Genomic DNA, 12,161 nt, shown 5'->3' with positions numbered 1-12,161 from the left:
TTTTGGATATAAAACTTGAACCGGTCGAAAAAAGCGAGCTGCATAGCCATATGGATACGGAAGGTGAGAACAGTTCCTTCCTTCAAAGTATTTTTTGGGCGGAATTCAAATCCCTTAAAGAATGGACGCCCTATTTCTTTTCCCTTGAGGCGGATAATTGGAAAACCTGGGTAACCGTACTGGTACGGAAACTCGCCGGTTTTCTGTCAATTGCCTATATACCCATGGGCCCGGCTGTTTCCGTCCGGACAGCGGAGGAACAGACCTCGCTGCTGTCACAGCTCGCTTCTCTTTTAAAGCCCTACTTACCCAAAAACACGCTGTATGTCCGCTGTGACCCGCCCTGGGGGACTTCTGTTTTAAACAGTCATATTTCAGGCGAAACAAAACCGGAGGAATTATTTCCCGAATTTCCAGGGAAACCGGTTCGCCGGGCCGCAGCTTCGGTACAGCCCCCCGATACGGTTCTGCTCAATCTGGCAAAAACACCGGAAACGCTTCTTTCCGAAATGAAGCCGAAATGGCGCTATAATATCAGGCTCGGTGAAAAAAAAGGCGTCAAAATCAAGTGCCTTGAAGGTAATGAAGCTATTGATTCCGGCATTCCTGTTTTTTATCAACTGTATCTTGAAACTGCACGGAGAGACGGCATTTCAATACATACCGAACACTATTATACCTCTTTATTCGAATATGCTGAAAAATTCAAAACAGCTTCAATGGCGCAGTACGGCACTGAGTTTGACAGGGATGAACTTTTTTTGCTCAGGGTATATATTGCGGAACATGAGAATACTCCGATTGCCGCAATAATCACGCTGTTTTACAAAAAGGAAGCCGTATATCTTTATGGAGCTTCATCAAATGAAAAACGGAATCTTATGCCTGCCTACAGTCTCCAGTGGCGGGCTATATGCGATGCGCAAAGTCTGGGATGCCGGAGCTATGACTTTTATGGAATACCCCCTGTTGAGGATCCTGCGCATCCGATGTATGGCCTGTACCGGTTTAAAACTGGCTTCGGCGGCTCAATCATACACAGAATAGGAACTTTCGATGTCCCGCTGAAACCGGTAACCTATGAACTGTACCGTTTTGCTGAAATTCTCCGGACATTCTGGTATAAAAGGGTGCGTAAACTCTTCAGAAGATAAACAGCCCGCGCGAAAAGAGGCCTTGCTGTTTTCCGGGTCCACAGAATATACGGAACAAATCAGGCTAAAAATTCCCTGGATGTCATCAACCGTACGCCTATTTTTTTTACTTCGTCCAGAAAGTCATTGCCCAGTTTCTCGAAACCGGCGACATTAGAGCTTACATCTGTAAGCACGATAAGTTTTTCAGACGGGATACAGGCTATAAGATCGCGGACTGTATTTGCAACACAATGCGACAGGGCCTCGCCGGCAATGGCAATATTATCCGCTATTTTAAGCCGTTCAATCAGCGCAAAGTTTGTGCGGGAACCAGGATCCGCCGCGTCCGATACTTCCGCCCTGATCGCGCTGTAATGTTCTGTTCTCACATTGCTGCCCTTGTAGGTATAGTCTACAATACGCCCCGGCACGCTTCTTTCCCAGTTAATCAGAGCGTCTGACAGTATGGGGAAAATACAATTTCCCCATGTACCGATAAGACAATGGGGAGGCCATATGCACAAATTATACTTACCAGTTTTCTCAAGCGTTTTTACGTATTCGATCGAATACTGCTCGTATTGAGGAACAGCAGCCTTATATTCGTTGTTTTTCAGCATGGCCGAAGTAATAATTGTATAGGGTTCAGGATGGTTTCCCTTTTTATCAATCCAGAAAATCGGATGCGCTATATGAAAAAGATGATGTGTGTCCATAGTAACATGGATGGATTGGAGTTTATCACCGAGTCTGTTTATCATTTCCGAAAGTTTTTTACAATCCTCATCGGCGCCCTTTACACTTAAGGCACCGTTAACGTCACAAAAATCATTCTGGGGATCAATAATTAATAGAGTACTATTCATATGTTCAAGTTTACCACAATCCTTTACATTGTCAAGCTTCCACAATTAGTTTATACTGTGGTCTTATGAATTTTGAAGTTTTTGTATTGGGCTGCGGAGGGATGATGCCGCTTCCGTATCGGCATCTGACTTCGGTTTTGCTGAGACGTGAAGGGGACCTTTTTTTGTTTGACGGCGGGGAGGGGACTCAGGTTTCTCTTCGGAGATTGAATTTACGATGGAAAAAGATAAACGCTATTTTTATAAGCCATACGCATGCCGATCATGTAACAGGCTTGCCGGGAATCCTTATGCTGTCTTCGCAGGTAGAACGCGATGAACCGCTGTATATTTTCGGGCCGCCCAGAATAGAAGAATATATAAAAACCAGCAGAAAAGTCCTCGACATGTACATTAATTATGAACTCATTGTGAAGGAAATACTTGAACCGGGACTTGTATTCAGCGGCCCCGATTTTGATGTCTTTGCTTTTCCCCTGGATCATACAAAAACCTGTCTGGGATATTCCTTTGTGGAGCATCCGCGGCCCGGAATCTTTAATCCGGAGAAAGCGCTTGAAAAAAAGGTTCCGCGCGGCCCGCTGTGGTCAAAACTGCAGTCAGGAGAGTCTGTAGAGTCATCCGACGGTCAAACCGTCCATCCGTCTGAAGTTCTCGGCGCAAAACGAAAAGGCCGGAAATTCAGTTATGTAACTGATACAAAATATATCCCTTCCATTTCCGGGGAAGTCGCCGGTTCCGATCTCCTGATTTGCGAAGGCATGTTTGAAAAAGCCCTTACGGAAACTGCTGAAGAAAAGAAACATATGACCGCATACCAGGCTGGCATAATAGCGCGCGACGCAGGGGTAAAAAAAATGGGGCTTATCCATTACAGTCCGCGATATACTGATTATGAGCTGAAAGTGTTACTTTCCGAGGCTAAAGAGGTTTTTCCTGAGACGGTTTTGACAAGGGACCGCATGGTTTTTCCGATCGAATATGAGGATTAAGCGGATATGATACAGGTCAAAAATATTTCAAAATCATACGGAAATATTGCCGCCTGTACCGACATTTCATTCCGGCTCCGGCAGGGGACTGTTACGGCTCTTTTGGGACCGAATGGCGCTGGCAAATCAACGATACTGAAAATTGCAGCGGGCGTTATTTTTCCGGACTCCGGTACTGTAACGGTGAACGGCTATGATATGTTTACCGATCCTATACAGGCCCGGTCGGAAATCGGAATTGTATTCGAGAATAATCCGCTTTATACTGATCAGACTGTTCAGGAATATCTCCTGTTTATTGCGAAAATGTATGGACTTTCACATAAAGACAGCATTGAATCAGTATCAGCATGTATAAAAAAATATAACTTAGCTGAAGTGCTTCAGCGGCCCATAAAGGAATTATCTCATGGATTCAGGCAAAGAACAGGCCTGGCTGCGGCTCTTGTTCATAACCCATCCATACTCATCCTTGATGAGCCGACAAATGGCCTGGATCCCCTTCAGATTGACGAATTCAGGAAAATTATCCGCGAATACGCATCCGGTAAAACGGTTATTATTTCCACCCATATAATGCAGGAGGTGGAGCTTCTCTGCGATTCTGCTATTATGATTAACAGAGGCGGCGTGCTCATGCAGGGGCCCTTTGACGAGATATATGCAAAAACAGGGAAAAAATCGATAGAAGACGCCTTTATCCATCTCGTACGAAAAAGCAATGGAGCCGGACAGTGAAAAAATCTTTGTATCAATTTACCGTATTGCTTACGAAAGAATTAAAACAGGTTTTTTCCTCTCTGGTTTTTTCGCTTGCCTCGCTTTTTTTTCTGCTGGGTACGGGAATTCCTTTTTTCTATTTCCGCCGCTTTCAATTTGTTTCAGATTTTGCGCTGAAGGAATATTTTGCTTCCTTCCCGCTGCTATCCGTGCTGATTTTTCCGGCACTGACAATGAATATATGGGCGGATGAAAGAAAAAAAGAAACGGAACTGATACTGTTTGCATTACCTGTAAATGACTGGCTGCTTGTTGCGGGAAAGTTCTCCGCCCAGCTGCTGACATATCTGTTTTTACTGCTTATGACAGTGCCGGTTGTCATCTTTTTACCCTTTCAGGAAGCGGGGACCGTTTTTACCACATACACTGCTCTTTTTCTTGCGGGATTTTTGTGTCTCAGCCTTGGCCAATTTTTTTCAGCCCTGTTTTCGTTTCCGGCAATTTCCTTTATTTGTTCGGCGGCCGTTCTTTTATTATTCAATACCATTCACTTGCTGCCGCAATTGATATCCATGCCGGGCAGTGCGGCGGCTCTTTGCACATGGTTTTCCTTTGCCTGGCATTTTGAAACAGCCTCGCGGGGTATACTGGACAGCAGGGACCTGGTCTTTTTTATAATTCCTGCGCTGATGCTTTTATACGCAAATACAATTTTTTTGAGATACCGAAGATGCAGACGATAAAAAGACAATCCATTATAAGAGACATCCTTGTTTTTTCCCTTCTTTTGATATTATTTGTGCTATCGCTGCGTATATATTTCCGTGCTGATTTGACAAAAAATAAGATATATTCAATTTCACCGTATACGCGGACAGTTCTGGCTGATCTTGATTCCGAAGTCACGGTGACCTGGTATTGTTCCGGAATGCTTGAAAAACTTGTTCCGGCGGCGCGGTATATACAGGATTTTCTTGAGGAATACCGCAATTACGGCAAAGGTCATTTTGTATACTCAATTGTTGATCCTGCCGCAGCAGGAAAAACAAATACTATTCAATCGCTTGGAATGATTCCCCGGCAAATAGAAATTCTGGAAAATGACGGCAGGACCTTCCGTGAGCTGTATTCAGGACTCCTCATCGAATACAAAAACAGGCACCAGATAATTCCGTTTTTTATTGATACAAATACGCTTGAATATGATCTGACCCGTCTGATACTGGAACTGAAAGACGGAACGGAAAAAAACTCAGTCGGGATTATTTACGGAAGCCGGCCGTCGGGTTTGTCTGATGAATACAGCTATGTAGAACCCTGGCTTTCCTATGCGGGCTTTCAAGTGCGGAATATCCCGCTTCCGGCAAAGGACCTTGATGTATCGGTTCCGCTTCTGGTGATCGGTTCTTCACTGCTTGATTATCAGACTGTAAGTGCAATAGAACAGTTTATCAGGGACGGGGGGAGTTCCGTTTTTTTTGTTTCCGGAACAACGGTAAATACGGCAACGGACTGGGAATCATACCGGAAGGAAGATGATATATTTTTATCATATCTTGAAACAATCGGCATCAGAATAGAACAGGAACTACTTCTTGATATTTCCAATTTCAGGATGACAATGCCTTCTCTTGACGGTACGCGGTATGAATATATAAATTATCCCTTCTGGATAATTTCGGGCAGTTTTGCGGAAGGCCGGCAGAAAAAAATATTTGCCGGCATCCCCGCGCTCCAGTTTTTCTGGCCATCTCCTCTCATGCTAATACCCGGGACCCATAATTTCCTCCCCCTTGTTTCAACAACTCCAGCCGCATTTACTATGTCTGAACCGTTTGATACAAATCCATTCGGGAACCAGCTCTCCCTCTTTTCTTCAGGAGAAAAATCAGTAAAACATCTTGGAGCTTTTTCGGAAAGCCGAAACAGGATTATCGTGTTTCCTGATGAATATATGATAAGCAGTCTGATTGAATATACGGCAAGTGATACCAATCTTGATTTTCTGGTAAATTGTATTGAGTGGATATCAGGGAAGGATTCGCTTCTTGAACTGAAAAAAGACGGCGAGAATTACCAGATGCAGCCGCTTGATGCGGCTGTCGAAAGCTCCGATTTATTACGAACTGCCGTTCTTACTAATATTATTATACTTCCTGTTCTGATTATTGTATTGACAAGTCTGAAATTCATCAGAAAGCGCAGGACCGGAAAATGAAATCTGTGAATGCAGTAAAGCTTCTTTTGATACTCTGTTCCGTATTCCTCGTTTTTACTGTTTCCGTATACATTTTTTATAATTCTTCACGGAAAGGAAATGTCACTTATATAACATTACTCCCGCAAAAAAACGCAAAAACCGTAACGGAAATCCTGATTGATTCTCCTTCTTTTTCTTTCCCGATACATTTATTGCGGGAAAACGGTAAATGGTTTCTGGATCTGGGCGCGCGCTATCCGGCGGATGACAATAGAATTGAACGTCTGTTTGAGGAGTTTTCCGGAAGAAAAAAAGCTTCCGTAATCATCGGGACTGATTTACTGAATTATGGACTATCCGGCCCGGATACCGTGCATGTACAATTTTTCAATGCCCAACATGCTATAATTTCTTCGGCTGCATTCGGAGATACCGATATTACCGGCGAGTCAATTTTTCTGATATCGGGCAATGAAAAAAAAATATTCAGAACGGATGATACCTATTCACATTTTTTGAATCCCAGGGCTTCATACTGGGTCAATCTTACACCTTTCAGTACTTTGCAGGATAAGGGCAATATTCAGCGGCTTATCGTAAATAAAGAAAATGAAAAAAAAGAATTCCGGGCGGGCAGGGATCCGCAGCCTGAAGAGCTTGGAACGGTACTTCAAAAACTTCAGTGCCTGGATATTACAAATGTACCTATGATGCCTCAGGAAGAAATAATTCTTGAAATGGGTAATACTGAAGTAATAACTATACACTTTGCTGAATTGGACGGAGAAAATACTATTATGACAACAAGCCTTATTCCGGGGTCCGCTTATATAATCAGCAGATGGGCAAAGGAAAAAATAGACAGCGTATTTGAAGAATTATAATACTTCTTCCTGCTCGGCAACAAACGAACGGTATTTTTCCGGGTTCGCCCTGAACGCAACTATGGGCAGGTTTTCCTCCCCGTCCGCTTTCTTCGATGCGTTATAAGCTTCTTCAATCATGCGGTACGCAGGAAGAAGTCTTCCTGTTCTGGTCGTTATGCCTATTGAAACTTTTCCGGAAATATTCATTTCTTCAAGCAGAAGACTTAAATCACTGAACAGAGTGTTGGCGGTTTTCATTGCCTGATCGAGATTCATGTTCTGCAGAATTACGGCAAAACTGTCCGGACCAAATTCAAAAAGCATGTCCCTGAATTTGAATGTATCAAGAAGAAGCCGGGAAATGTTCTTCGAAAAATTTTCTGCTTCATCATGTTCCGGTATCCGTATTATAATCAGAGACAAATCCTGTTCAGACGAAGCCGCCCGGACCAGCTCCGCATCAAGTCTGTCTTCAAGATACTGCTCCCATCCTATTCCCGTTGTTGGTGAAAAAAGACCTGTAGGTTCGGCAGGCTCATTCCGTTTTGGTTCCGGTTCTGCGGCATTTTCATTACCTGATTCAGGTTCAGAATCGGCATGAACATCAGCAACCGTATCGATTTCCACAGGCTGGGGCTGCTGAACGGATTCAACTGTGGATTCCACCGGAGGTTCGGCAGGGATATCTTCAACGGGCGTTTCAGCAATATCAGGTACTGGAGGTTCTTTTATTTCCTGATTTACGGATACTTCCGCTGCCGGTTCAGGAGGTTCCGGACTGATGACTTCCGCGGGTTTTTCCTGAACGGGGGCCTGTATGACCGGCGCAACGGGTTTAAGTGAAATATCTTCCGTAATATCAAGCCCTGTTTTGCGGTTTATATTTGCCGGAGCTTTTTTCTTTGATGAATTTGCGAGAATAACAATCAGAGTTGCCAGAAAAAGAACAGATATAACAAAAAAGCAGTTTTTGCTGGTATTATATATAACATCAGGATGCAAAACGTATAAAACCGCGGTCACTGTAAATGTTCCGGAATTCTGACCGCTGTCAATTTCTATGTTGGCGCTGTGATTTTTCATAAAGGGAGACGTTTCGGTTATATAGGGCCTTCCAGTCACATCATAAGCGATGGCCGGAGAATTATCAGGCCACAGAAAAACGGGGCCGCCGACCGGTGTGGAAATAACCAGCGCATTCAGCAGGCGGGAATTTCTGCATACTCCAACAATCTTTTCATAAAAACTGCTGCTTAAAAAGCCTTCGGTATATGATGCTGAAACAATCTCACGTGATATCCATGTAAAAGTACGTTCCGCTTCAACGGTTCCGGTTTGGATTTCCCTGTGTATGGAAAGGGTAAACCATAAAATAGTTGCAAGTAAGATACAAAAGGCAACAACACTGTATCCAGCAATGAATTTATCCTTCATGATTTAAAGTATACCTCTCAATTAATTTAAGTGCAAGCTCAAACGCTTCTTTCACAGTATTTTGTCCGTAAGTATTTCCGTGTTTTATCCTGTACCATGCCGCAAAAGGCAGCAGTGAATAAAACACGGATGTTTTTTCCAGCCTGCTGTTATACAGCATAGTTTCTAAAGAACACTGATAATCCCTGACAAATTCTTCAAAAGGAAAATTACGGAAATCGGATGTATTCCATTGGTGCGTATTTTTATACTGTTTCAATGATTCCGCGTAGCTGTCCAGAATTTGTGTAGAATAGATTATTCCGTTTTCTGTCTTTATGGCCCGTACCGGAGTGCGGAACATTAAACCGGTAAAAAGATTTTCCTCCGGGTTCAGTCTGTCTGAACGTGTTCCATAAGTATCTGATAAATAGGTACCCCTGGCATAGGGCTTCCCGTCCGTATAAGCAAAATCGGCTCCCCCGAATTCAATTTTTTTAAAACCCAGGGAGCAGGCCGCGTCAAGCGCCGCTCCGGTAACTGTTCCAGCTGAAGTATCGAGCAGGGGAAGCGGAGCATAAGCTGCCGCATAACGCGCGAGCGGATGTCCACCGGCCGCAAAAATAATATCCGTATTGGAAGTCAGCGCGCGAAACGCGATGTCAGGATTAGCACACAGATCAAGAATAACAGTCATATTCCCGCCGAACTCCCTGACGGCATGAAGAACAGATACTGCCTGGGCATCAATACTGATAAATACATCAGGAATAATATTATATGAAGCAAGCGTATTCCACGCAGTATCGGTTGAAAACAGGATATATGAATCCCTCCGGCTGCGGAGCTTCGGAATGTCACGTTCGAGACCAGGGCCGGCCGCCGCGATATATGCTGTTTTTTCCCTGCTGAAATCCGGCGCTTTTTTCTGATGCATGGCCGCCGTTTTTAAATTAAGAAAAATATTCCTCATCCATATTTTTCCGAAATGGGCCTGGACTGAAAAATCCGCTGATATTACTTTAAGCGCGTCACTGCATTTCCCTTCGATATCTTCCGGCGAAATTCCCGTAAAGCTCAGCCAGGGCCGCAAAGGAAGTATTTGGAATTTTTTGTATAAAACGGGAAGATACACGTTCATTAAACTCTGTACAAAATTGTCCGATGAAAAAGTCAAAAGTGAAACCCTGGGATCCGCAAGAATATCCGAAAGATCGATAATCTCAAACAATGACTTCAGGGACGCCGGTGACTGCTCCGCAATAATACAGGACATGTCTGGTAAACGGGCCAGATATTCGCGGATATGATAAGCGCCGCCGATTCCTGCGAAGAGAATAAATGCGCCGGAGATATCCATTGTATCCCATATTTTTTTTGCTTCACCGACAGGATTATAAAGTGAATGGGCCGCGGTGCCGTCGCAAAAGACCGGAACAGGCACACCGGTTTTCGAAACAGCAATTTCCTTATATGTCCCGTCCGGTGCTGACAAACGGATACAGTCAGCGAGGTTTCTGTCTTTTTTTTCAAGGGCGGCAAGATTTTTTTGCAGACTGGGTATCATTTATATCCGGTCCTTTCTTTAAGTTTCCGTAAAAAAGAAACGGTTTTTTTTGCCAGTGAAGCATATAGTACCGTATATTCGGCGGCGCCTGTCGGTTCCCGCTCTTTTTTCAGGAGCTGTATATAATCGGTATAGGACACCAATTGAAAGATTTCCGGAAAAACAGGTTCATGAAAAATAGCGTCTGTTTCAGACTCAAGGGAATCGCAAAGGCCGGATAACCAGCCGGCAATTTTTTCCTTCCGTTCCGGTTCGGACAATATAGACTGGAATGTCAGACTTTTATCCTTTTCCGTTTTATCTGCCATATGGGGAATATCGCCGGTTGTCGCAGACTGAATACCCCGCAAAACTGTCCCGGACGGGTTCAGGCGGAAAAATCGCTCTTTAAAATCCTGCTTTCGTGATGAAAACCAGTCGGCGTACATTCCGAGAGAAAGATTCTGAAAATTATCACCAGTCAATTTTGTCTGGAGCGGAGAAAATCTGTCAGAAGTGGTTTCATACAGAACATCGGAAGGATGAGGACGAGCGTGAGAAAATGAATCTGAAACGGAGAGATCAAGCCCCGCAGCGTATACATTTGAACAGGTATGCGAAAGAGCGTAGAGCGCCGCCGTTCCCGCGACTGAACCGTTTCTGACTGCCTTTTCAGGTGTAATACCACAAAGGTCAAAAAGTTTGCTTTCAAGGTGACTTCCGTAACTAAGCGGAAGTATAGGATTTCTGTCACATAAGCCTGACGGAACGGCGGCATCCATGGGAATTGCTACCGGGACCGTTTCTGCCAGATTTTGGAAAAGCATTTTTGCCCAATACCCGCCGTCGGTTGCAATACAGAGATCGGGAACACAATTATGCGCGGCAAGACAGGACACCGCCGATGAAACAGCGCATAAAAATATATTTTCTCTCAATTCCCTATCCGTCGGAAGAATTTTTTCCAGTGAAGGTCCCGCCGCGGCGAGTAAAACCGGTTTGCGGGTATATACCGGCTGCAGAATAGTCCGGAATGACAGACTATTCGCAATCATATTTGAAAACCATCTTTTCCCGAAATGTGTTCTGGTATACATGATACTCTTTTGCAGGCGGAACAATGAGGCAATACTATGCCATACCATTTCAGCTTTTTCAGGCCAGAATGTATCAGAGGGTTTCCATGGCAAAAACAGGGTAAGAGGGATCAGCTCATCCGGTATCAAGTTAAAAAGAAAAGTTCCGACATCTCCTCCCGAAAGCGGTCTCCAGACTGCGTCCCACAAGTTGTCTGATTCTTCAAAATACTCATCCTGGTAACGGATTGCAATTATTTTTGAATCAGGATAAACACTGCGAATGACGGACGCAAGAAAAGACTCGCCGGGTTCAGTAACGACAACAAATCTGGGCTTGAAAGAAATATCCAGTGATTCAATATATCTGGAGGCTTCTTTTTGCGGATTATATTTTGAATGAAGCCGGCGGGGAAGATCAGAAGTCCCCATCTAAAAAAACCATCACTTCTGCTGCAGTTGAAGCAGTTTTTATTTTCTGTATATCAATGTGAGAGATGCGGTAATCGCCGTACAGTTTTGTCAGAGATGAAATTATTGATTCAAAATACAAATTGATATCAGTATCGAGAGTGCTGAAAATCGCAATATGAAGAGTCCCGTTCCGGTCAGCTGTGAGTATATTAGCCGGTCCCAGCCTGCGGGCAATCCGCCGGACAATTGCCTCATATATTATGAGCTTTTCCGGTTCCATCTGTATTTTATCATGCGCAAAAAAAAGTGATGAAAATGAAACGGTAACAAGCACAGCTTGTTTTCCGCCTGACAGCTCATTGTTTACCTGCGACCACCGTACTGCATCAGCTTTTTTGAATACAGCAGGAGGGTCGGGGATGAGCTGTGAGGTTTCAGGATTATGCAATAGACGCAGCAAATCCGCAAATTCAGAACTCTGAACAGTAATTTTTTTTTCTCTGTTTTTATCCAGAAGTGAATCAGCGAATACAAGATAACCGGAATATGAACCGATCATAAACGGGTATACATACAGACCTTTGAGACTGTTTCTTTCCCGCGTAGAAAAAAAACACCAAACTGTGAAAGATTTTCATTCTCAAAGGAATACAGGGCGTCCGGTTTGTCCAGCAATTCCGTGAAATCATCCTGCACTGGAACAAACCGTCTGAAAGTAGTTAAGTCAAAACCTTCCGATATAACCGGGACAAGCGTATTTCCGGCGTCTGAAAAAAATAATGTCCCTCTTTCCAGACACATATTTTTAAGACATAAGCGGAAAAGATCAAGCACCCTGTCATAATAGGAGGCGGAAACAATCCTGTACAGCAGCCCGTTTTTTTTTCAGAAACGGGTTCCGGCTTTTTTGCTGCCAAAAAAGCCTTATCAAT

At 43.9% G+C, this 12,161-nt stretch carries 12 protein-coding genes; 6 read left to right on the top strand and 6 right to left on the bottom strand.

The genetic code is table 11. From position 1 onward, the window contains the following. Positions 1 to 2 precede the first annotated feature (2 nt). Entirely contained in the window at positions 3 to 1,154 is a 1,152-nt protein-coding gene (locus K7I13_RS01400) for a lipid II:glycine glycyltransferase FemX (RefSeq protein ID WP_255947385.1), read from the top strand. A 59-nt stretch (positions 1,155 to 1,213) separates the two neighbouring features. Here the strand turns inward: K7I13_RS01400 and K7I13_RS01395 are convergent, their stop codons facing one another. After that, positions 1,214 to 2,002 (bottom strand): cysteine hydrolase family protein, encoded by a 789-nt coding sequence (locus K7I13_RS01395; RefSeq protein WP_255947384.1) that lies wholly within the window; start codon positions 2,000 to 2,002, stop codon positions 1,214 to 1,216. Between the two features lie 65 nt (positions 2,003 to 2,067). On the opposite strand from K7I13_RS01395, the gene K7I13_RS01390 reads away from it, so the two are divergent. From K7I13_RS01390 to K7I13_RS01370, 5 genes are read left to right on the top strand one after another with little or no spacing between them, the layout of a single operon-like run. Next, the gene (locus K7I13_RS01390) at positions 2,068 to 2,994 is read left to right on the top strand and encodes a ribonuclease Z (RefSeq protein WP_255947383.1); all 927 of its coding nucleotides are present in this window, start codon (positions 2,068 to 2,070) and stop codon (positions 2,992 to 2,994) included. A gap of 6 nt (positions 2,995 to 3,000) precedes the next feature. Beyond that, the gene (locus K7I13_RS01385; RefSeq protein WP_255947382.1) at positions 3,001 to 3,732 is read left to right on the top strand and encodes an ABC transporter ATP-binding protein; all 732 of its coding nucleotides are present in this window, start codon (positions 3,001 to 3,003) and stop codon (positions 3,730 to 3,732) included. Then, positions 3,729 to 4,457 carry an ABC transporter permease gene (locus tag K7I13_RS01380; protein WP_255947381.1) on the top strand — a complete coding sequence of 243 codons (729 nt, stop codon included), beginning with the start codon at positions 3,729 to 3,731 and terminating at the stop codon, positions 4,455 to 4,457. Before K7I13_RS01385 ends, K7I13_RS01380 begins: the two co-directional genes overlap by 4 nt. Beyond that, positions 4,445 to 5,932 (top strand): GldG family protein, encoded by a 1,488-nt coding sequence (locus K7I13_RS01375; protein WP_255947380.1) that lies wholly within the window; start codon positions 4,445 to 4,447, stop codon positions 5,930 to 5,932. The genes K7I13_RS01380 and K7I13_RS01375 overlap by 13 nt, the downstream gene beginning before the upstream one ends. Beyond that, the gene (locus K7I13_RS01370; protein WP_255947379.1) at positions 5,929 to 6,798 is read left to right on the top strand and encodes a DUF4340 domain-containing protein; all 870 of its coding nucleotides are present in this window, start codon (positions 5,929 to 5,931) and stop codon (positions 6,796 to 6,798) included. The genes K7I13_RS01375 and K7I13_RS01370 overlap by 4 nt, the downstream gene beginning before the upstream one ends. On the opposite strand, the gene K7I13_RS01365 is transcribed toward K7I13_RS01370, so the two are convergent. Genes K7I13_RS01365 through K7I13_RS15970 form a run of 5 tightly spaced genes read right to left on the bottom strand, consistent with a single transcriptional unit; the run spans position 6,793 to position 12,063 of the window. Then, complete coding sequence (locus tag K7I13_RS01365) at positions 6,793 to 8,214, bottom strand: GGDEF domain-containing protein (protein ID WP_255947377.1); 1,422 nt, start codon at positions 8,212 to 8,214, stop codon at positions 6,793 to 6,795. The two genes, K7I13_RS01370 and K7I13_RS01365, sit on opposite strands and share 6 nt — an antisense overlap. Beyond that, the gene (locus K7I13_RS01360; protein ID WP_255947375.1) at positions 8,204 to 9,760 is read right to left on the bottom strand and encodes a motility associated factor glycosyltransferase family protein; all 1,557 of its coding nucleotides are present in this window, start codon (positions 9,758 to 9,760) and stop codon (positions 8,204 to 8,206) included. Before K7I13_RS01360 ends, K7I13_RS01365 begins: the two co-directional genes overlap by 11 nt. After that, positions 9,757 to 11,247 carry a 6-hydroxymethylpterin diphosphokinase MptE-like protein gene (locus tag K7I13_RS01355; protein ID WP_255947373.1) on the bottom strand — a complete coding sequence of 497 codons (1,491 nt, stop codon included), beginning with the start codon at positions 11,245 to 11,247 and terminating at the stop codon, positions 9,757 to 9,759. Before K7I13_RS01355 ends, K7I13_RS01360 begins: the two co-directional genes overlap by 4 nt. After that, positions 11,234 to 11,788, bottom strand: a complete 555-nt coding sequence (locus tag K7I13_RS01350) for a hypothetical protein (RefSeq protein ID WP_255947371.1) — start codon at positions 11,786 to 11,788, stop codon at positions 11,234 to 11,236. The genes K7I13_RS01355 and K7I13_RS01350 overlap by 14 nt, the downstream gene beginning before the upstream one ends. Continuing rightward, positions 11,785 to 12,063 (bottom strand): hypothetical protein, encoded by a 279-nt coding sequence (locus K7I13_RS15970; RefSeq protein WP_500789616.1) that lies wholly within the window; start codon positions 12,061 to 12,063, stop codon positions 11,785 to 11,787. The genes K7I13_RS01350 and K7I13_RS15970 overlap by 4 nt, the downstream gene beginning before the upstream one ends. Positions 12,064 to 12,161: the final 98 nt, after the last annotated feature.

It is taken from the genome of Brucepastera parasyntrophica, assembly GCF_022376835.1.
In the GTDB taxonomy this organism is placed as follows: domain Bacteria; phylum Spirochaetota; class Spirochaetia; order Treponematales; family Treponemataceae; genus Brucepastera; species Brucepastera parasyntrophica.
This window is presented reverse-complemented; position numbering and strand designations above follow the sequence as displayed.

Coding starts and splice junctions, on each gene's coding strand:
- K7I13_RS01395 (WP_255947384.1), bottom strand. CDS start 2,002: ATGAATAGTACTCTATTAATTATTGATCCCCAGAATGATTTTTGTGAC.
- K7I13_RS01390 (WP_255947383.1), top strand. CDS start 2,068: ATGAATTTTGAAGTTTTTGTATTGGGCTGCGGAGGGATGATGCCGCTT.
- K7I13_RS01385 (WP_255947382.1), top strand. CDS start 3,001: ATGATACAGGTCAAAAATATTTCAAAATCATACGGAAATATTGCCGCC.
- K7I13_RS01375 (WP_255947380.1), top strand. CDS start 4,445: ATGCAGACGATAAAAAGACAATCCATTATAAGAGACATCCTTGTTTTT.
- K7I13_RS01370 (WP_255947379.1), top strand. CDS start 5,929: ATGAAATCTGTGAATGCAGTAAAGCTTCTTTTGATACTCTGTTCCGTA.
- K7I13_RS01365 (WP_255947377.1), bottom strand. CDS start 8,214: ATGAAGGATAAATTCATTGCTGGATACAGTGTTGTTGCCTTTTGTATC.
- K7I13_RS01360 (WP_255947375.1), bottom strand. CDS start 9,760: ATGATACCCAGTCTGCAAAAAAATCTTGCCGCCCTTGAAAAAAAAGAC.
- K7I13_RS01355 (WP_255947373.1), bottom strand. CDS start 11,247: ATGGGGACTTCTGATCTTCCCCGCCGGCTTCATTCAAAATATAATCCG.
- K7I13_RS01350 (WP_255947371.1), bottom strand. CDS start 11,788: ATGATCGGTTCATATTCCGGTTATCTTGTATTCGCTGATTCACTTCTG.